The following is a 17,596-nucleotide window of genomic DNA, read 5'->3' as shown; positions in this document are numbered from 1 at the left end:
CGTGTCCCGGCGGTCGGAGGCGAAGAAGGCGCGCAGGCGCAAACGCCGGGCCGTCCGCGACGAACGGCGGGTCGGCGGCGACCCGCTCAGCCTCGAGAGCGTCGACGAGGTGCTCACCGACCGGGGCTGGGAGTTCGACGTGGAGAACTCCACCGAGGACATCGCGACGTGGTTCTTCCCGCCGTCCGGAGTCGAGATCCCCGGCGACACCGTCGAATCCGTGACGAGGGTCTGGCTCGGCGCCGACGACGAGGACACGTGGCACGTGATCTTCGTGGGCGCGGACGCCGAATCGGTCGACTACGTGTTCACCGCCGAATCACTGCTGGAGAACATCGAGGCCGTCGAAGAGTTCCGCCACGGCGACCCGGCGCCGGCATTCGACTAATTCGTGCCCGGTCCCTCCACCACGCCCTGTGCGGCCTGCGCGCGCTGCTCGTAGCTCTGCCGCTTGGTGGTGTCGAACTCCAGGAACACGTTGTCCAGGCCCAGTTTCCGGTTCATCCACCGGCGGCCACGCGGGCCGAGCAACTGGGCGGCCTGGGCGGTGAACCGCAGGAATGGCGGCACCGCCACGTGGGTCTTGGGCTTGTCCAGCGTCTTGACGATCGCGGCCGCGATATCCTCGGGCTCAACGGGTTTGGTGCCGATGGTCTCACGGGTGCCCGAAATGAGGTCGGTGTTGGTGAACGGCGGCATGACCACCGAGACGTGCACGCCGTGCGGGGCCATCTCGTCGGCCAGCGCCGCCGAGAGGCCGACGACGCCGAACTTGGCGCCGACGTAGACGACCTGACCGGGCACCGGGATCACACCGGACAGCGAGGCGATGTTGATGATGTGGCCGCGGCGCCGCGAGATCATGTCCGGCAGCGCCAGCTGGCACCCGGCGATCACGCCGTAGAGGTTGACCTCGATCGACGACCGGATCGACTGCTCCGACTGCTCGAGGAACGGCCCGATCGGCATCACGCCCGCGTTGTTGATCAGCACGTCGATGTGGCCGCCGCCGTCGGTACGCGCCTTGTCCAGGAACGTCGCGAACGACTCACGGTCGGTGACGTCGAGCGGGTAGCCCGACACCTGGCCGAGATTGGTCAGCTTGGCCACCGAGGATTCCTGCAGTGCCACGTCACGGTCGCCGATCACCACGCGGGCGCCGCGCTTGAGCAGCGCCTCGGCGGTGGCATAACCGATACCGCGGGCGGCGCCGGTGATCGCGATGGTCTTGCCCCGGATGTTGTCCATGGCGACGAACTTTACACGTGTCAAGTTTTGATCGGAAGTGGGTGGGCGGCCTGATTTCGCGCTCGTCTGCGGGGATTTTCGCTCACGGTGAGTAGATGTGCGGCCGTGGAATGCGCGCCGCCGCCGCGCGTTGGACAGTGAGGTGATGACCGTGTCGACAGTGCCGCCACTGCGCTTCGTGGCCGTGGATCAGGACGATCCGCTGGCCGCGCCGCTGCTCGCGGAGCTCGCGACGGAGTACGCCGAACGCTACGGCGGCACGCCCGACGCGGTGGCCCGCTGGCTGCGGTCCTACCCGGCCGCGGAGTTCGCGCCGCCCGACGGCGCGATGCTGGTGGGGCTGGCCGACGGGGTCCCGGTGACGGGTGGAGCGTTCCGCCGCTTCGGTGTGGTGGACGGGTTGCCCACCGCCGAACTCAAGCGGATCTGGACCGACAGCGGGCACCGCAGACGCGGTCACGCCCGGGCCCTGCTTGCGGCCCTCGAGTCCGAGATCGCCACCGCGGGCTACCGCCGGGTGTACCTCACCACCGGTGACCGGCAGCCCGAGGCGGAGGCGCTGTACCTCGCGGCCGGCTACACCCGGCTGGCCGAGCCGCTACCCGCCGAGGGCGAGGTCTATCCCGTCGCGTTCGAGAAAGCACTGCCATGACCAATCACCTGCACCTCGGGGTCGCGCTGGACGGCTACGGCTGGAATCCGCAGGCCTGGCGGCACACGCCGGACCTGCCGTCGGTGCTCGGCGGCCGGTACTGGGCCGGACTTGCCGCCACCGCCGAGCGCGGTCTGCTCGACTTCCTCACCGTCGACGACTCCCTGATGCCCCAGCCGGGGCGAGGGCAGCGCATCGACCCGCACCGGCACGCCGGCCGGGCCGACGCCGTGCTGGTGGCCGCGCGCATCGCCGCGGCGACCCACCACATCGGCCTGATCCCCGTCGCGACGGTCACCCACACCGAGCCGTTCCACATCTCCAAGGCCATCGCCACCCTCGACGTCGTCTCGCACGGCAGGGCCGGATGGCAGCCGAGGGTCAGCGTCACCGCGCACGAGGCGGCGCTGTTCGGCAGGCGGTCCTGGGCCGGCGCCGACGACCCGGGTTTCGTCGACGGACTGTTCGACGAGGCCGCCGACGCGGTGGAGGTGGTCCGCAGGCTGTGGGACTCGTGGGAGGACGACGCCGTCATCCGTGACGTCGCGTCCGGCCGCTTCGTCGACCGGGACAAGCTGCACTACATCGACTTCACCGGTCCGCACTTCTCGGTGAAGGGCCCGTCGATCACGCCGCGGCCACCGCAGGGACAACCCGTGGTCGCGGTGCTGGCCCATGCGCCGCGGGTGTACGAATTCGCGGCGCGCAGTGCCGATCTGGTGTTCGTCACACCCGCCGACGAGGCAGCGGTGCCCGCCCTGCTCGACGAGGTCACGGCCGCGGGCGGAACCGACCTCAAGGTGTACGCCGACCTCGTCGTCTCACTCACCGGCGAGACCGACTTCCGTTCCGACGCTGCCATTTTCGGCGGCAGCGCAGACGAGCTGACGGACCTGCTGCTGGCCTGGCACGACCTCGGGGTCGACGGCGTCCGGCTGCGCCCGGCGGTGCACGCCACCGACCTGCCCGGCATCGTCGACGAGGTGGTGCCCCGCCTGCAGCGGGCGGGCCGCTTCCGCACCGGCTATCCCGACGAGACGCTGCGCTCGCGGCTCGCGCTGCCGGTGGCCGACAACCGATACGCCGCGGTGCGGGCATCATGACCGTCCCACTGTCCGTGCTCGACCTGTCGCCGATCCCCGAGGGCGGCGACGCGGCGACCGCCCTGCGCAACACCGTCGACCTGGCCCGGCACGCCGAGCAGTGGGGCTTCCGGCGGTTCTGGGTCGCCGAGCACCACTTCGTGGCGGTGGCCAGCTCGTCGCCCGCCGTGCTGATCGGCCAGATCGCCGCGGCCACCGACCGGATCCGGGTCGGCTCGGCAGCCGTCCAGGTGGGCCAGACCACCGCGATCGCGGTGGCGGAGAGCTTCGGCACGCTCGACGCCTTCCACCCCGGCCGCATCGATCTCGGGCTGGGCCGCTCGGGCCAGCGCCGCCGCGATGCGGGCAAGCAGCCCGCCGCGGAGAAGCCGGCCCCGCGCCGCGACTGGCTCGACGTCGACGGGGTGGTGGTGCCCCCGCCGTTCGACCCGCGCGCGCTGCTGACCAAGCCGCGCTTCACCGCCCGGATGGCGGCGTTGCAGCAACCGGGCGCGGAGTCCCCCGACTTCGCCGAGCAGGTCGACGACATCCTGGCGATGCTCGCGGGCAGCTACCGCGTCGGCGACGTCGAGGCCCACGCGATCCCCGGCGAGGGGGCGGGCCTGACGCCATGGGTGTTCGGCAGCAGCAAGGGCGAGAGTGCCCAGGTGGCAGGCGCGCGCGGACTGCCGTTCGTGGCCAGCTACCACATCACGCCCGCGACGGCGCTGGAGGCGGTCGACGCCTACCGTGACGCGTTCACCCCGTCGGCGTGGCTGGCCGAACCCTACGTGGTGGTGTCGGCCGACGTGCTGGTCGCCGACGACTCCGAGACCGCGCACCGGCTGGCGGCCGGCTACGGGCACTGGGTCTACTCGATCCGCGCAGGCGACGGCGCCGTGCCGTATCCCGATTCCGCGCGGTGCACACAGCTCACCGACGAGCAGCGCGCCGTGGTCGCCGATCGGATCGCCACGCAGTTCGTCGGCGACGCCGACGAGGTGGCCGACCGACTGGCGGCGCTGCAGCGGGTCACCGCCGCCGACGAGCTGGTGATCACGTCGGTCACCCACCGCCACGACGACCGGCTGCGCTCTCACGAGTTGCTCGCCAAGCGCTGGGGACTGAGCGGATGAACGTTCGTAACGGCAAGCACCGCAAGCCCATTCACCTGGCCGCGCATTTTCCGGGCGTCAACAACACCACGGTGTGGACCGATCCCGACTCGGGCAGTCAGATCGAGTTCGACTCGTTCGTGCACCTGGCCCGCACCGCCGAACGCGGGAAGTTCGACTTCTTCTTCCTGGCCGAGGGGCTGCGCCTGCGCGAACATCGCGGCCTCATCCACGACCTCGACGTGCTCGGCAGGCCGGACACCTTCACCGTGCTCGCGGCGCTCGCCGGTGTCACCGAACGCCTCGGCCTGGTCGGCACCATCAACACCACCTTCAACGAACCCTTCGAGGTGGCACGGCAATTCGCGTCGCTCGATCACCTCTCCGACGGCCGGGCCGGCTGGAACATGGTGACGTCGTCGGATGCGTTCACCGGCGAGAACTTCCGTCGCGGCGGCTATCTCGACCATGCCGACCGCTATCGCCGCGCCGCCGAGTTCATCTCGGTGGCCCGCGAGTTCTGGCGGAGCTGGGCGCCCGGCGCGGTGGTCGCCGACCGGGATGCCGGCGTCTACGTCGACCCGGCAGCGATCCGCGACGTCAGCTACCGAGGAACGCAGTTCGACGTACGCGGTGTCGCGACGCTGCCCGCGGGCCCGCAGGGGGAGCCGCTGCTCCTGCAGGCCGGCGATTCCGCCGACGGCCGTGAATTCGGTGCGCAGCACGCCGACGCGCTGTTCACCCTGCACTCCGCACTGGAACCGGGGCAGCGCTACTACGCCGACGTCAAGGCTCGGGCGGTCGCCGCGGGCCGGGACCCCGACCGGCTCAAAGTGTTCCCGGCGGCCACCTTCGTGCTGGGGGACACGGCCGCCGAAGCCGCCGAGCGGGCGCGCCACATCCGCCTGCAACAGGTCAGCGGGCCGACGGCGATCGCCATGCTGGAGCAGGTGTGGCAGCGCGACCTGTCGGACCACGACCCCGACGGCCCGCTGCCCGACGTGGAACCCGCTGACGACCCCACATTGACCCAGGGCCGGGTGCGGCACGCCGACCCGAAGGCGATGGCGGCCGCCTGGCGTGAGCGCGCGGAGGCCGAGAAGCTCTCCATCCGCGAACTGGTCATCGCCGTCACCAACCGGCAGCAGTTCGTCGGGACACCGGCCGAGGTGGCCGACGAGATCGACCTGCACGTGCAGTCCGACGCGTGCGACGGGTTCATCCTGGTGCCCCATCTGACGCCGCACGGGCTCGACGAGTTCGTCGACCGGGTGGTGCCGCTCCTGCAGGAGCGTGGGGCGTTCCGGACGAAGTACAGCGGACACACACTGCGCGAGCACCTGGGGCTGCCTGCCGGCGGATAGGCTGTATGGCACGCGAGACCCGTGGGGGTGGTCAAGGGTGTCTCAGGCGGCCGTGGGATGGCTGATGCTGGCGGCGGCGATGTTCCTGCTGGTCGGCGGTCTCTTGCTGCGGTCGTTCGTCGGCCGCCGGGCCGATCGCAGCGCGCTCGGCCGGATGCTGCGGCGGTTCCGGACCACCCGCTTCGGCCGGCTGTTCTTCGGCCCGGTGCACGGCGACGCGCTCGAGCCCGAGGAACTCGACCAGATGATCCTGATGCCGGCGATCGTCGTCGCGTGCGGGATCTGCCTGACGGCGCTGTTCCTGCTCGGCTACGTGCTGCTCGCGCCCTGAGCGCAAAGTCAACGGGACGGGCGGGCCTGCTCGACCAGGTCGCTGATCGGACCGCGCCACACCGGGCCGTGGCCGGGCAGCAGCACCTCGGTGTCGAGCAGGCCCAGCGCGGCCAGGCTGCGCACACAGCCGTCCTGGTCGTGATTGAACACATCGGGCAGCAACTGGGGCCGGTCGTGGCGCAGCAACGGGTGGCCGGTCACCAGCGCGTCGCCGCTGACGAGCACGCCGTCCACCACGAAGGAACAGTGACCGCCGGTGTGGCCTGGTGTCGGGACTGCCCGCGGTGCGCCCGGTAGTCCCGCCGCGTTTTCGTCGGTCAGGGCCTGGGCGGTCGGGATGCCGTCGTGCACCATGCCGCCTTTCCGGGTGATCGCCACCGTCCAAGCAAGCCACCGCGGCTGCCAGATGTGCCGCGCGACGTCGACCGGTGCGACCTGTTCGAGGTAGTCCCGCCTGGCGTGGCCCACCTCGTCGGCATGGCAGAACACCGGGATGCCACGGTCTTTCGCCAGCCCGATGGCCGATCCGAAGTGGTCGACGTGGGCGTGGGTCAGCAGGAACGCCCGGATGTCGTCGTCGCCGAATCCGGCGTCGCGCACCGACTGCAGCACCTCGTCGCGCTGCCCCGGGAAGCCGGCGTCGATCACCAGCACACCGCCCGAACCGGTCACCAGTGTCCAGTTCACCAGCTCGGTGTGGGCGAAGTGCACGTGCTCGGTGATCTGCGTCAGAGCCGCCGCCATCCCGCGAGTGTAGGCAAGAGAGTAGAAACGAACGCGTGGCTGAAACCAAACATGGACTGAAACTGGGCTACAAGGCGTCGGCGGAGCAGTTCGCGCCGCGCGAGCTCGTCGAACTGGCGGTGGCTGCCGAGGCGCACGGCATGGACAGCGCCACGGTCAGCGACCACTTCCAGCCGTGGCGGCACGAGGGCGGCCACGCGCCGTTCTCCCTGGCGTGGATGACCGCCGTCGGTGAGCGCACCAAGACACTGCAACTGGGTACCTCGGTGCTGACGCCGACGTTCCGCTACAACCCGGCGGTGATCGCGCAGGCGTTCGCCACGATGGCGTGCCTGTACCCGGACCGCATCTTCCTCGGCGTCGGCACCGGTGAGGCACTCAACGAGATCGCCACCGGCTACGAGGGCGAGTGGCCGGAGTTCAAGGAACGTTTCGCGCGGCTGCGCGAGTCGGTGAAGCTGATGCGCGAGCTGTGGCTCGGTGACCGCGTCGACTTCGACGGCGAGTACTACCGCACCAAGGGCGCCTCGATCTACGACGTGCCCGAGGGCGGGGTCCCGGTGTACATCGCCGCCGGCGGCCCGGTGGTGGCCAAGTACGCCGGCCGCGCGGGCGACGGCTTCATCTGCACCTCGGGCAAGGGCGAGGAGCTGTACAAGGACAAGCTCATCCCCGCGGTCAAGGAGGGGGCGGAGAAGGCCGAACGCGACTCCGACGACATCGACCGGATGATCGAGATCAAGATCTCCTACGACACCGATCCCGAACTCGCGCTGGAGAACACCCGCTTCTGGGCTCCGCTGTCGCTGACCGCGGAGCAGAAGCACAGCATCGACGACCCGATCGAGATGGAGAAGGCCGCCGACGAGCTGCCGATCGAGCAGGTCGCCAAGCGCTGGATCGTCGCCTCGGATCCCGACGAGGCCGTCGAGAAGGTCAAGGACTACGTGGACTGGGGGCTCAACCACCTGGTCTTCCACGCGCCAGGGCATGACCAGAGGCGCTTCCTGGAGCTGTTCCAGCGCGATCTCGAGCCACGCCTGCGCCGGCTGGGCTGATCCGCCGCGCCGCGGATGCGGATGCTCCTGACCGTCCTCGGCGTGCTGGCCCTGGGCACGGCGGCGCTCGGCCTGGCAGGCCGGTACGTGCCGATCGACGGGCACGCCGTGCTCATCGTCGCGTCGGCGGCGCCGTACCTGATGCTCGCCGCGCCCGTCGCCGTGGTGCTGCTGGGCATCGGCAGGCGCTGGGTGTTCGCAGGCCTGGCGGCACTGCTCTCGGTGGCGTTGCTGGTCGTCATGCTGCCCCGCTACCTCGGCCCCGAACGCGCCGCCGAACCGTCCACTCAGCTGCGCGTGCTGACGGCCAATCTGGGCATGGGACGGGCGGATCCGCGTGCCCTCGCGTCAGCGGCAGACGCGTCCGCCGATGTGCTGGTCGTCGAGGAGATGACGCAGGAGGCGGCGACCGGGCTGTCGCGGGCCGGTCTGGACCGCGCCTTCCCGCACCGCATGCTCGACCCGCATCCGATGGCGGGCGGCATCGGCGTGTGGAGCCGCCACCCGATCACCGACTCCGGCTTCGTCGAGGACTACACGCTGTCGACGCTGCGGGTGCGCATCACGGTGCCAGGGGTGGTCACCGACCCGACCGCGGTGGCGATCCACCTGCCCGCGCCGTGGCCGATGCCGATCGAGGACTGGCGGCGTGATCTGGCCCGGCTGCCGACGACGCTGCGTGATCTAGGCGGCCAGGCCGGGCCGGGCGCGGTCATCGTGGCGGGCGACCTGAACGCGACGATGGACATGGCGCCGTTCCGCCGGCTGCTCGACGAGGGCTACCGCACCGCGACCGAACAGGCCGGCGCCGGTCTGGGCCGCACGTTCCCCGGCCAGCGCCGCATCCCACCGGTGCTCGGCATCGACCATGTGCTGGTGCGCAACTGCATCGCCGCCTCGGCCCGCACCGTCGGCCTCCCGGGCTCGGACCACCTCGGCCTGCTGGTGGGTGTGGAGCTCCCGCTCGATCCGTAGGCTTTGACTCGTGCCCGAGGCCCGAGAACCCCGAGTGTCCGCCATCTACGTCGCATCGCCGGAAGGCGACACCGGGAAGTCGACCATCGCGCTCGGCATCCTGCACCGCCTGGCGGCGACCGTCGCCAAGGTGGGTGTGTTCCGGCCGATCGCCCGCATTTCAGACGAGTCGGAGCGCGACTACATCCTGGAACTGCTGCTGGCGCACACCACCGCCGGGCTGTCCTACGAGGACTGTGTCGGGGTGAGCTATCAGCAGCTGCACGAGGACCCCGACGCCGCGATCGGCGAGATCGTCGACCGCTACCACCGGGTGGCCGACCAGTGCGACGCGGTGCTCGTGGTCGGCAGCGACTACACCGACGTGGCCGCCCCCAGCGAGCTCAGTGTCAACGCGCGGATCGCGGCGAACCTCGGCGCCCCGGTGGTGCTCGCGGTCAAAGCCAGGGACCGCAGTCCCGCCCAGGTGGCCCAGGTGGTCGAGGTCTGCCTCGACGAGATCGCCGGCCAGCACGCACTGACCGCCGCGGTGGTGGCCAACCGCTGCGACCCCGACCAGTTGGCGGCGGTCGCCGATGCGCTGCGCAGCGTCGGACCGCCTGCGTACGTGCTGCCCGAGGAGCCGTTGCTGGTCGCGCCGTCGGTGTCCGAACTGCAGGTCGCCGTCGACGGCACGCTGATCCTCGGCGACGAGGCCCTGCTGCACCGCGAGGCGATGGACGTGCTCGTCGCGGGCATGACCGCCGAACACGTGCTCGAGCGGCTCACCGAAGGCGTCGCCGTGGTCACGCCGGGCGACCGCTCCGACGTGGTGCTCGCCGTGGTCAGCGCCCATGCCGCCGAGGGCTTCCCGTCGCTCTCGGGCATCATCCTCAACGGCGGGCTGGAGCTGCACCCGTCGATCTCCGACCTGGTGTCCGGGCTCGGGTTGCGGCTGCCGATCATCGCCACCCCCTACGGCACGTTTGAGACGGCCAGCCGGGTCGCCGCCACCCGCGGCCGGGTCACCGCGTCCTCGCAGCGCAAGATCGACACCGCGCTGACGCTGATGGACAGCCACGTCGACACCGCCGATCTGATTGCACAGCTGTCGATCTCGGTGCCGACGGTGACGACGCCGCAGATGTTCACCTACCAGCTGCTCGACCAGGCACGTTCGGACCGCAGGCACATCGTGCTGCCAGAGGGCGACGACGATCGCATCCTCAGGGCCGCCGGGCGACTGCTGCAGCGCGGGGTCGCCGACCTGACGATCCTCGGCGAGGAGACCCAGGTGCGATCGCGCGCAGCGGAACTGGGTGTCGACCTGTCGGCGGCCACGGTGCTCGACCCGCAGACCAGCGACCTCTGTGACCGGTTCGCCGAGCAGTACGCCGAACTGCGCAAACACAAGGGCGTCACGGTCGAGCAGGCTCGCGAGACGATCCACGACGTCTCCTACTTCGGCACCATGCTGGTGCACAACGACATGGTCGACGGCATGGTGTCGGGTGCCCGGCACACCACCGCACACACCGTGCGTCCGTCGTTCGAGATCATCAAGACCCTGCCCGACGTGTCCACCGTGTCCAGCATCTTCCTGATGTGCCTCGCCGACCGGGTGCTGGCCTACGGCGACTGCGCGATCGTGCCGGACCCGACGTCCGAGCAGCTCGCCGACATCGCGATCTCCTCGGCGCGCACCGCCGCGCAGTTCGGGATCGACCCCCGGGTGGCCATGCTGTCCTACTCCACAGGCACGTCGGGCACCGGCGCCGACGTCGACAAGGTCCGCGCAGCAACCGAATTCGTGCGGCAACGGGAGCCGGACCTGCTGGTCGACGGTCCGATCCAGTACGACGCCGCCGTCGAACCGTCGGTGGCCGAGACGAAGATGCCCGACTCGCCGGTCGCCGGCCGGGCGACGGTGCTGATCTTCCCGGACCTCAACACCGGCAACAACACCTACAAGGCGGTGCAGCGCAGCGCGGGCGCGATCGCCATCGGCCCGGTGCTGCAAGGCCTGAAGAAACCGGTCAACGATCTGTCCAGGGGGGCGCTCGTGGAGGACATCGTCAACACCGTGGCCATCACGGCGATCCAGGCGCAGGGCAAGTGAGCGCCGAGCGCACCGTCCTGGTGCTGAACTCCGGGTCGTCCTCGGTGAAATTCCAGCTGATACAGCCTGATTCCGGAGCTTCACTGGCCGACGGCATCGTCGAGCGGATCGGTGAGCAGTCGTCGTCGGCGAGCCTGACCGTCGGCGAGCGCGAGGTCAGCCGCGAGGATCCGGTGGCCGACCACGACGCCGCGCTGCGCACCGCGTTCGAGCTGTTCGACGAGGCCGGAGCGCAACTCGGGTCGATGGGGCTGATCGCGGTCGGGCACCGCGTGGTGCACGGCGGCCCCGACCTCTACCGGCCCACCCTCATCGACGACGGACTGGTCGCCGAGCTCGAGGAATTGGCACCGCTTGCGCCGCTGCACAACCCGCCCGCGGTGCTCGGCATCAACGTCGCCCGCAAGGCGTTGCCCGACCTGCCGCACGTCGCGGTGTTCGACACTGCGTTCTTCCACGACCTGCCGCCTGCGGCGGCGACCTATGCGATAGACCGGGAGATCGCCGAGCAGTGGCACATCCGGCGCTACGGCTTCCACGGCACGTCACATCAGTACGTCAGTGAGCAGGCGGCCGCCTACCTCGGGACGCCGCTCGCTTCGCTCAACCAGATCGTGCTCCACCTGGGCAACGGCGCATCGGCGTCGGCGATCGTCGGCGGACGCCCGGTGGACACGTCCATGGGATTGACGCCGATGGAAGGGCTGGTGATGGGCACCCGGTCCGGGGACATCGATCCAGGCGTCGTCATGTACCTGTGGCGGACCGCGGGCATGAGCGTCGAGGACATCGAGACCATGCTCAACAAGCGCGCCGGCGTGCGCGGTCTCGGTGGCGAGGTGGACTTCCGGGTGCTGCACGAGCGCATCGAATCCGGCGACGAGCAGGCGCAATTGGCCTACGACGTCTACATCCACCGCTTGCGCAAGTACATCGGCGCCTACCTGGCACTGCTGGGCACCACCGACGTCATCAGCTTCACCGCCGGTGTCGGCGAGAACGATGCCGCCGTCCGGCGCGACGCCCTCTCGGGGCTGGCGCCGCTGGGGGTGGAACTCGACGAGCACCTCAACGCGAGCCCCGCAAAGGCCGCCCGCCGCATCTCCGCCGACACGTCGCCCACCACGGTGCTCGTCGTGCCGACCAACGAGGAACTGGCGATCGCGCGGGCGTGCGTCCAGGTCGTCGACGGATAGCGGCGGTGCTGCGCCGAGACGTCGGGCCTTCAGAGCCGGTGCATCTCGCGCGACATGGCCGCTTGCTCCATGAAGCTCTCCCGTCGCGCCGGCCGCTGCTGCTTCGGCTGTGCGGTCAGGCCGGACAGGTAGTGCGCGAGCGCACCGGCGATGGCCGCGAACGGCTTCCGACGAGGCCGGGAGCGCATCAGTGGTGTGGTGCCGGCATGGAAACCGGCGAGGGAACCGATCGGTGGGCGTGCGCCCAGGTCTGCCGTTGTCATGATGCAACGCTATGAACTGCGGGGTGCCGCACGCATCGCCCCGCAGTTCGATCTTGGGGTCCGACCCTGGACGGGCGCGGACTCATACCCCGGCATGATGCCGGTGACCGTGCGGTGGGGTCAGAAGGTGCTCATCGGCCGGACGCTGTTCGCCAGGTCCACCAGCGCGTAGCGGTGCGCCTGGGTGGGGGCCACCCTGGCGAGACTGCGCAGTGACGCTTCCACGCCCAGCTGCAGGCCGTGCTCGGTGAACGGGAAGCCGAGGATGTGGTTGGTGCTAGCGGTGTTGTCGGCCAGCCAGTCCATGGCGGTGCCCAGCACCAGCGCCCGGATCTGCAGCACCCGTGGCTCGGTGTCGGGCAACGCCTCAACGCGCCGCGCGGCATCGCGGATCTGCTGTTCGGTGATCTCGGCCGCTGACCGTCCGGACAGCAGTGTCACCGCGCTCGTCAGCCGGGCGGTGGTGAAATGCCTCGAGGTGGCGGGCACCTCGTCCAACGTCCGGACGGCCGCATCGCGGTTGCCCGCGACCGAATTCGCGCGTGCCAGCCCGAAACCGGCCGAGATGACCCCGTTGTCGGTGCCCCACACCGTGTCGTAGAACCGCTGCTCCTCGGCGCCGCCCGCGAGTTCGGCCGTCGCTGCGAGTGCCAGTTTCGGCGCCAGCTCACCGGGCTGGGTGTCCAGCACCTCGGTGAAGTGCTTCATGGCCGACTCGTAGTCGGCCGACAGGAGTTCGGCGACCGCCCTGAACCACACCAGCCGCCATCGCCAGCCCACCCGCTCGGCGAGGTCGTCGAGCTTGCGGTTGGCCTTCGCGACGTCACCCAGGTCGAGCAGTGCGCGCGCCTCCATCAGCGGCAGCTCAACCGATTCGGCCAGGTCGATGCCCTCCGAGTCCAGCGCACCGTGCCGCGCCGCGCGAAGTTGATCGAGCGTCTGCACCGGCTGGCTGAGCACGCTCGCCGACAGCACCGCCGCCCCGACGTCGGCAGGGTCGACCAGTGGCACCGGCAGCGCCTTCACGATCTCCTGTGCGGTGAGCTTCTCCGAATGCACCTGACCGTCGACATAGACGTCGGTGTGCGCCACCAACAGGTCGATCCCGAACGTCGAGCGAGTCGGCGAGAAGACCGTCGACAGACCAGGTCTCGGCGATCCCGTGTCGAGCGCCACCACCTCGCGTAGGACGCCGAGAAGCTGCGCCGACATCTCTTCGGACGATCCGAACCGGCGGCGCGGGTCCGGGTCGATCGCCCTCCGCAGCAACCGGCCGAACGAATCGTATTGCACGAGAATCGGATCGTCGTCGGGCAGACCGTCGACGTAGCGACCCTTGCGGGTGCGTAGGTCCAGCGTCAGCGCCGCGAGCGTCCGCCCGACGGTGTAGATGTCGGTCTGCACCGTCGGACCGGTGCGCACGATCTCCGGTGCCTGGTATCCCGGCGTGCCGTACAGGTATCCGAACGAGTTGATCGTCGACACCGCACCGAGGTCGATCAGCTTCAGCTGGTCCTCGGTGAGCATGATGTTCTCGGGCTTGAGGTCGTTGTAGGTCAGGCCGATCGAATGCAGATAGCCCAGCGCAGGCAGGATCTCGAGCATGTAGCCGATCGACTGCGCCACCGGAAGACCGGATCCCTTGGCCTGCTTGAGCGACGTTCCGCCGACGTACTCCATCACGATGTAGCCGACCGGATTGCCGTGCTTGTCGTTGTGCTCGACGAAGTTGTAGATCTTTACGATGCCGGGATGGGTCACCTCGGCCAGGAACTGCCGCTCGGCCATCGCGATGGCCTGGGCCTCGGCGTCGCCGGTGTGCACCAGGCCCTTCAGCACCACAGGCCGGTCATTCACGTTCTTGTCGAACGCCAGGTACACCCAGCCCAGCCCGCCGTGCGCGATACAGCCCTTGATCTCGTACTGCTCGGCGACGATGTCGCCGGGGTTGAGCTGCGGCAGAAACGAATACGGGCTACCGCAGTGCGGGCAGGAGCCCTCCGAGCGCGCCTTGCCGTCCTTCGACGACCTGCCCACCGGGCGCCCGCAGTTCCAGCAGAACCTCTTCGACTCGGCCACCACCGGGTTGACCATCAACGCGTCGAGCGGATCCTTTGCGGGCACCCGCGGCATCTCCACCAGCCCACCGCCGAGCCGCCGGATCGGTGAGAGCGTGCGCGTCACGGTCGTCGGATGATCGTGGCCTTCGGTGTCCTCGGTGCGCACCGAGATGCTGTCCGTGTCGTCGAACTGCGGGCGGAACACCGCTTGTGTCGCCATCGGCCGCAGCGTCGCCACGGAGTCCATGTCGAGATCGTCGAGCGACGCAGGTTGGGTGCCCGGGCCTTCGTCCTCCTCCACGGCGGGCATCAGTCGACGTACCTTGCCACCGGGGGAGCAGGCGCCGGGCCGAGCACCGTCAACCACTTGCGGTACAGCGTGTTCCACGTCCCGTCGCGGCGCACCCGCTCCAAGGTGCCGTTGACGAAGCGCACCAGTCCGGTGTTCTCCAGGTTGATGCCGATGCCGTAGGGCTCCTCGTTCATGCTCGGCCCGACGATGTGCAGGTAGGGATCCTGGGCCACCAGCCCCGCGAGGATCGCGTCGTCGGTGCTGACGGCGTCGACCTGTCGCTGCTGCAGCGCCACCAGGCAGTCCGCCCACGTCACCACGGAGACGATGATCGGTGACGGGCTGATCTGCTGGATCCGCCGCAGCGACGTGGTGCCCTTGACCACGCACACCCGCTTGCCCGACAGGTCGGACGCCTGCGAGATGGCCGAACTGCGCGGGGCCAGGATCCGCTGGTTGGCGGTCAGGTAGACGGTGGAGAAGTTGACCAGCTTCTTGCGCTCACAGGTGATGGTCATCGTCTTGACCACCACGTCGACCTGGTTGTTCTGCAGCGCCGCGATGCGGTCGGCCGACGACATGATGCGGTACTCGACCTGCGCGGGTGAGCCGAAGATGTCGCGGGCGATCTCGCCGGCGATGTCGACGTCGAAGCCGGTGATCTCCCCGGTGATGGGATCGCGGAAGGAGAACAGATTGCTGCCGATGTCGAGTCCCACGATCAGCCGGCCCCGGTCCCGGATGTAGCGGACCGCCGCGTCGGCCTCGTCGCGGTCCCCGAACGGGCGCAGGCTCGCCCTGCGGTTGCAGTCGTCGTCCGCGGTCGTGGGCAGCCGCACCGGCTCCGGCGGCAGCTCCTGCATGCCCGCGGGAGTGGGCGGCGCCAGGGTCACCCCAGGCGCGGGTGTCGAGGACGTCGCCTGTGCGCACCCGGTCAGCATCGCGGCGACGGCGATCAGGGCGAGCAGGATCCTCATCAGCGGCTGTCTCTTCTTCGCGCAAGCGCTCATCAGCGGCCGTCTCTTCTTCGCGCAAGCGCTCATCAGCGGTACTCACTGAGTCGTGGCCACAGCCCCAGCGCCACCGCGATCGCCGCGATCACACTGAGCACCGCGGCGCCCGCGGTGGCGCCCGACAGCACGCGGCGGGCGTTCATGATGTCGCTGCGCAACTGGCCGCGGCTCTCCTCGATGCCCTTGTTCAACGCGTCGTTGAGCTTGTCGAACGCCGGGGTGGAATCGTCCTCGCCGGTGCCGAGCGCCACCTGTGTCGCGGCCTGGTAATTGCCGACCGCGATGTAGGAGTTGATCCGGTCGTCGGCGGCGCGCCACCGGGTCAGCAGGCTCTCGGCGTCGGCCAGATCGGTGGTGTCGATGGTGTTGTCGCGGGCGAGGTAGTCGGACAGTTCCTGCTGCATCATGTCGATGCGCTGGTAGTAGGACTGCTTGCGGACGTTCTCGTCGCCGCGCCGGATCAGCGCCAGCGTCTCGTCGGCGCGCGCCTGCTGGGCGGTGATGGCCAGGGTCGTGATGGTCCGCAGCGATTCCGCCCCGGCGCCCTTCGCGCTGCGGCTGTCCGCGGTGGAGATCGCGAGCGCCGTTCCCACCCACACCACCATAATCAGCACCGCCAGACCGCCGGCGACGAAACCAATGTTGACCCGGCGCCGGGTCCGGCGGGCCAGCCAGCGGTTGGCGAACGCGCCGAACAGCAGCGTCGCCAGCACCACCAGGATCACCGGATTCGGGATCCGGGTCGAGGCCGTGGTCTCCTCGTCCACCCGCGCCGAGGTCTCCTGATAGAGCCGCTGCGCGTCGGGCAGGATCTGCGTCTGCATCAGCGACGACGCCTCGGACAGGTAGGACGAGCCCACCGGGTTGCCCGCCCGGTTGTTGGTGCGGGCGGTCTCGACGAGCCCGGTGTAGACGGCCAGTCGCGCGTTGATCCGGCCGAGCAGCTGCACCAGCGGCTCGTCGGTCAACCCGCTCGAGGCGCGGGTGAGGGCGACGGCGGCGTCGGTGATCGCCTGCTCGTAGCGCTGCCGCACGTCGCGGGGTTCGGTGCCGGCGATGAACGCGGTGGCCGCGGCGGCGTCGGCGACCGAGAGGCGGGTGTAGAGCTGGCCCGCGGCGAACGACAACGGCTCGGTGTGGTCGAGCACCGTGGTGAGCGCCTGCTGGCGGTCGTTGATACTGGTCGACGTGGCGAAGGCGCAGGCGATGGCCAGCGCGGAGAGCACCATTCCGATCGTCAGGATGCGGCCGGGAGTGGTCCACAGGAACCACCATCGCGGATGCGCCGGCGTCGTCGGGGACCGTGACGCCAGCGGCTCGGTTGACGGGTGCGCCAACTCCACAGTCACCTGTGTGCGGTCCTCATCTATCCGGCTGCTTCCACGACTCGGCCAACTCTATAAAAGAATCCTAAGAGGTCGGGGGAGGACGCGCGCCCGATCGGGGACGGCCGTCTTCGGTCGGGCAGTCCTATCCTGTACGGATGCGCGGCGACGGTGACGGTTGGGTGTTCTCCGACAACGGCCGCTTCTGGGGCAGACACGGCGCGGCCGGGTTGCTGCTGCGCGCGCCCGGGCCGGACGGGACGCCCGCCGTGCTGCTGCAGCACCGCGCGGTGTGGAGCCATCAGGGCGGCACCTGGGGTCTGCCCGGGGGCGCGCGGGACAGTCACGAGACGGCCGAACAGGCCGCGGTACGGGAGGCGCACGAAGAGGCCGGCCTCACCACCGACCAACTCACCGTGCGTACCACCGTCGTCACCGCCGAGGTGGCCGGCGTCGGCGGCGCGGCCTGGAGCTACACCACCGTGATCGCCGACGCGCCGGAACTGCTCGACACCGTGCCCAACCGGGAGAGCGCCGAACTGCGCTGGGTGGCCGAGGAGGAGGTGGCGGCGCTGCCGCTGCACCCCGGTTTCGCCGCCAGCTGGGAGCGCCTGCGGTCGGTGACGGCGTCGATTCCGCTGCTGGTCAACGGGCAGCAGTAGCGCAGCCCAAATTCCCGCGAACATGCGTACCCGACTACTCGTGACGTATTGAGGTCGTCGTGCGAGCTTCGAATCCGGGGAAGGGATTCGAATCATGTCGTGCCAAACAAGAAACA

The 17,596-nt window shown here is 69.8% G+C and carries 17 protein-coding genes; 11 read left to right on the top strand and 6 right to left on the bottom strand.

Features of this window, described 5'->3' with window-relative positions; all coding sequences use genetic code 11:
- Nucleotide 1 precedes the first annotated feature (1 nt).
- Complete coding sequence (locus ACPCHZ_RS01475) at nucleotides 2–388, top strand: hypothetical protein (RefSeq protein WP_423483109.1); 387 nt, start codon at nucleotides 2–4, stop codon at nucleotides 386–388.
- On the opposite strand, the gene ACPCHZ_RS01470 is transcribed toward ACPCHZ_RS01475, so the two are convergent.
- Nucleotides 385–1,248, bottom strand: a complete 864-nt coding sequence (locus ACPCHZ_RS01470; protein WP_364976976.1) for an SDR family oxidoreductase — start codon at nucleotides 1,246–1,248, stop codon at nucleotides 385–387. The genes ACPCHZ_RS01475 and ACPCHZ_RS01470 overlap by 4 nt on opposite strands.
- A 145-nt stretch (nucleotides 1,249–1,393) precedes the next feature.
- On the opposite strand from ACPCHZ_RS01470, the gene ACPCHZ_RS01465 reads away from it, so the two are divergent.
- Genes ACPCHZ_RS01465 through ACPCHZ_RS01445 form a run of 5 tightly spaced genes read left to right on the top strand, consistent with a single transcriptional unit; the run spans nucleotide 1,394 to nucleotide 5,792 of the window.
- Nucleotides 1,394–1,900, top strand: coding sequence for a GNAT family N-acetyltransferase (locus ACPCHZ_RS01465; protein WP_423483108.1), 507 nt, complete (start codon nucleotides 1,394–1,396; stop codon nucleotides 1,898–1,900).
- Nucleotides 1,897–3,003, top strand: coding sequence for an LLM class flavin-dependent oxidoreductase (locus ACPCHZ_RS01460; RefSeq protein ID WP_423483107.1), 1,107 nt, complete (start codon nucleotides 1,897–1,899; stop codon nucleotides 3,001–3,003). The genes ACPCHZ_RS01465 and ACPCHZ_RS01460 overlap by 4 nt, the downstream gene beginning before the upstream one ends.
- Entirely contained in the window at nucleotides 3,000–4,118 is a 1,119-nt protein-coding gene (locus ACPCHZ_RS01455) for an LLM class flavin-dependent oxidoreductase (protein WP_423483106.1), read from the top strand. Before ACPCHZ_RS01460 ends, ACPCHZ_RS01455 begins: the two co-directional genes overlap by 4 nt.
- Nucleotides 4,115–5,461 carry an NtaA/DmoA family FMN-dependent monooxygenase gene (locus ACPCHZ_RS01450; RefSeq protein WP_423483105.1) on the top strand — a complete coding sequence of 449 codons (1,347 nt, stop codon included), beginning with the start codon at nucleotides 4,115–4,117 and terminating at the stop codon, nucleotides 5,459–5,461. The genes ACPCHZ_RS01455 and ACPCHZ_RS01450 overlap by 4 nt, the downstream gene beginning before the upstream one ends.
- A 37-nt stretch (nucleotides 5,462–5,498) precedes the next feature.
- Entirely contained in the window at nucleotides 5,499–5,792 is a 294-nt protein-coding gene (locus tag ACPCHZ_RS01445; protein WP_423483104.1) for a hypothetical protein, read from the top strand.
- A gap of 8 nt (nucleotides 5,793–5,800) precedes the next feature.
- On the opposite strand, the gene ACPCHZ_RS01440 is transcribed toward ACPCHZ_RS01445, so the two are convergent.
- Nucleotides 5,801–6,538 (bottom strand): MBL fold metallo-hydrolase, encoded by a 738-nt coding sequence (locus tag ACPCHZ_RS01440; RefSeq protein WP_423483103.1) that lies wholly within the window; start codon nucleotides 6,536–6,538, stop codon nucleotides 5,801–5,803.
- Between the two features lie 56 nt (nucleotides 6,539–6,594).
- Here ACPCHZ_RS01440 and fgd point away from each other — a divergent pair, with 56 nt between their 5' ends.
- From fgd to ACPCHZ_RS01420, 4 genes are read left to right on the top strand one after another with little or no spacing between them, the layout of a single operon-like run.
- Nucleotides 6,595–7,596 (top strand): glucose-6-phosphate dehydrogenase (coenzyme-F420), encoded by a 1,002-nt coding sequence (gene fgd / locus ACPCHZ_RS01435; RefSeq protein WP_364978397.1) that lies wholly within the window; start codon nucleotides 6,595–6,597, stop codon nucleotides 7,594–7,596.
- Between the two features lie 21 nt (nucleotides 7,597–7,617).
- Nucleotides 7,618–8,571: an endonuclease/exonuclease/phosphatase family protein gene (locus ACPCHZ_RS01430; RefSeq protein WP_423483102.1), complete on the top strand. Its 954-nt coding sequence runs from the start codon at nucleotides 7,618–7,620 to the stop codon at nucleotides 8,569–8,571.
- Between the two features lie 34 nt (nucleotides 8,572–8,605).
- Nucleotides 8,606–10,669 (top strand): phosphate acetyltransferase, encoded by a 2,064-nt coding sequence (gene pta / locus ACPCHZ_RS01425; protein WP_423483777.1) that lies wholly within the window; start codon nucleotides 8,606–8,608, stop codon nucleotides 10,667–10,669.
- A complete protein-coding gene (locus ACPCHZ_RS01420; RefSeq protein ID WP_423483101.1) occupies nucleotides 10,666–11,865 on the top strand; it encodes an acetate kinase in 1,200 nt (399 codons plus the stop codon). The genes pta and ACPCHZ_RS01420 overlap by 4 nt, the downstream gene beginning before the upstream one ends.
- Before the next feature lie 29 nt (nucleotides 11,866–11,894).
- On the opposite strand, the gene ACPCHZ_RS01415 is transcribed toward ACPCHZ_RS01420, so the two are convergent.
- From ACPCHZ_RS01415 to glnX, 4 genes are all read right to left on the bottom strand, one after another.
- Nucleotides 11,895–12,128 (bottom strand): hypothetical protein, encoded by a 234-nt coding sequence (locus ACPCHZ_RS01415; RefSeq protein WP_423483100.1) that lies wholly within the window; start codon nucleotides 12,126–12,128, stop codon nucleotides 11,895–11,897.
- Between the two features lie 120 nt (nucleotides 12,129–12,248).
- On the bottom strand, nucleotides 12,249–14,498 hold the full coding sequence (locus ACPCHZ_RS01410) for a serine/threonine-protein kinase PknG (RefSeq protein ID WP_423483099.1): 2,250 nt from the start codon (nucleotides 14,496–14,498) through the stop codon (nucleotides 12,249–12,251).
- The gene (locus ACPCHZ_RS01405; RefSeq protein ID WP_423483098.1) at nucleotides 14,498–15,457 is read right to left on the bottom strand and encodes a glutamate ABC transporter substrate-binding protein; all 960 of its coding nucleotides are present in this window, start codon (nucleotides 15,455–15,457) and stop codon (nucleotides 14,498–14,500) included. The genes ACPCHZ_RS01410 and ACPCHZ_RS01405 overlap by 1 nt, the downstream gene beginning before the upstream one ends.
- A 65-nt stretch (nucleotides 15,458–15,522) precedes the next feature.
- Nucleotides 15,523–16,842: a protein kinase G-activating protein GlnX gene (glnX, locus tag ACPCHZ_RS01400; RefSeq protein WP_364976952.1), complete on the bottom strand. Its 1,320-nt coding sequence runs from the start codon at nucleotides 16,840–16,842 to the stop codon at nucleotides 15,523–15,525.
- A gap of 134 nt (nucleotides 16,843–16,976) precedes the next feature.
- Between glnX and ACPCHZ_RS01395 the strand changes: the two genes are divergently transcribed.
- On the top strand, nucleotides 16,977–17,480 hold the full coding sequence (locus tag ACPCHZ_RS01395) for an NUDIX hydrolase (protein WP_423483097.1): 504 nt from the start codon (nucleotides 16,977–16,979) through the stop codon (nucleotides 17,478–17,480).
- The last annotated feature ends 116 nt before the right edge of the window (nucleotides 17,481–17,596 follow it).

Origin of the sequence: Mycobacterium sp. NPDC050041 (assembly GCF_049541695.1) — a bacterium.
Lineage (GTDB): Bacteria > Actinomycetota > Actinomycetes > Mycobacteriales > Mycobacteriaceae > Mycobacterium.
The sequence above is the reverse complement of the archived record's forward strand: the minus strand, read 5'-3'. Positions and strand labels throughout refer to the sequence as shown.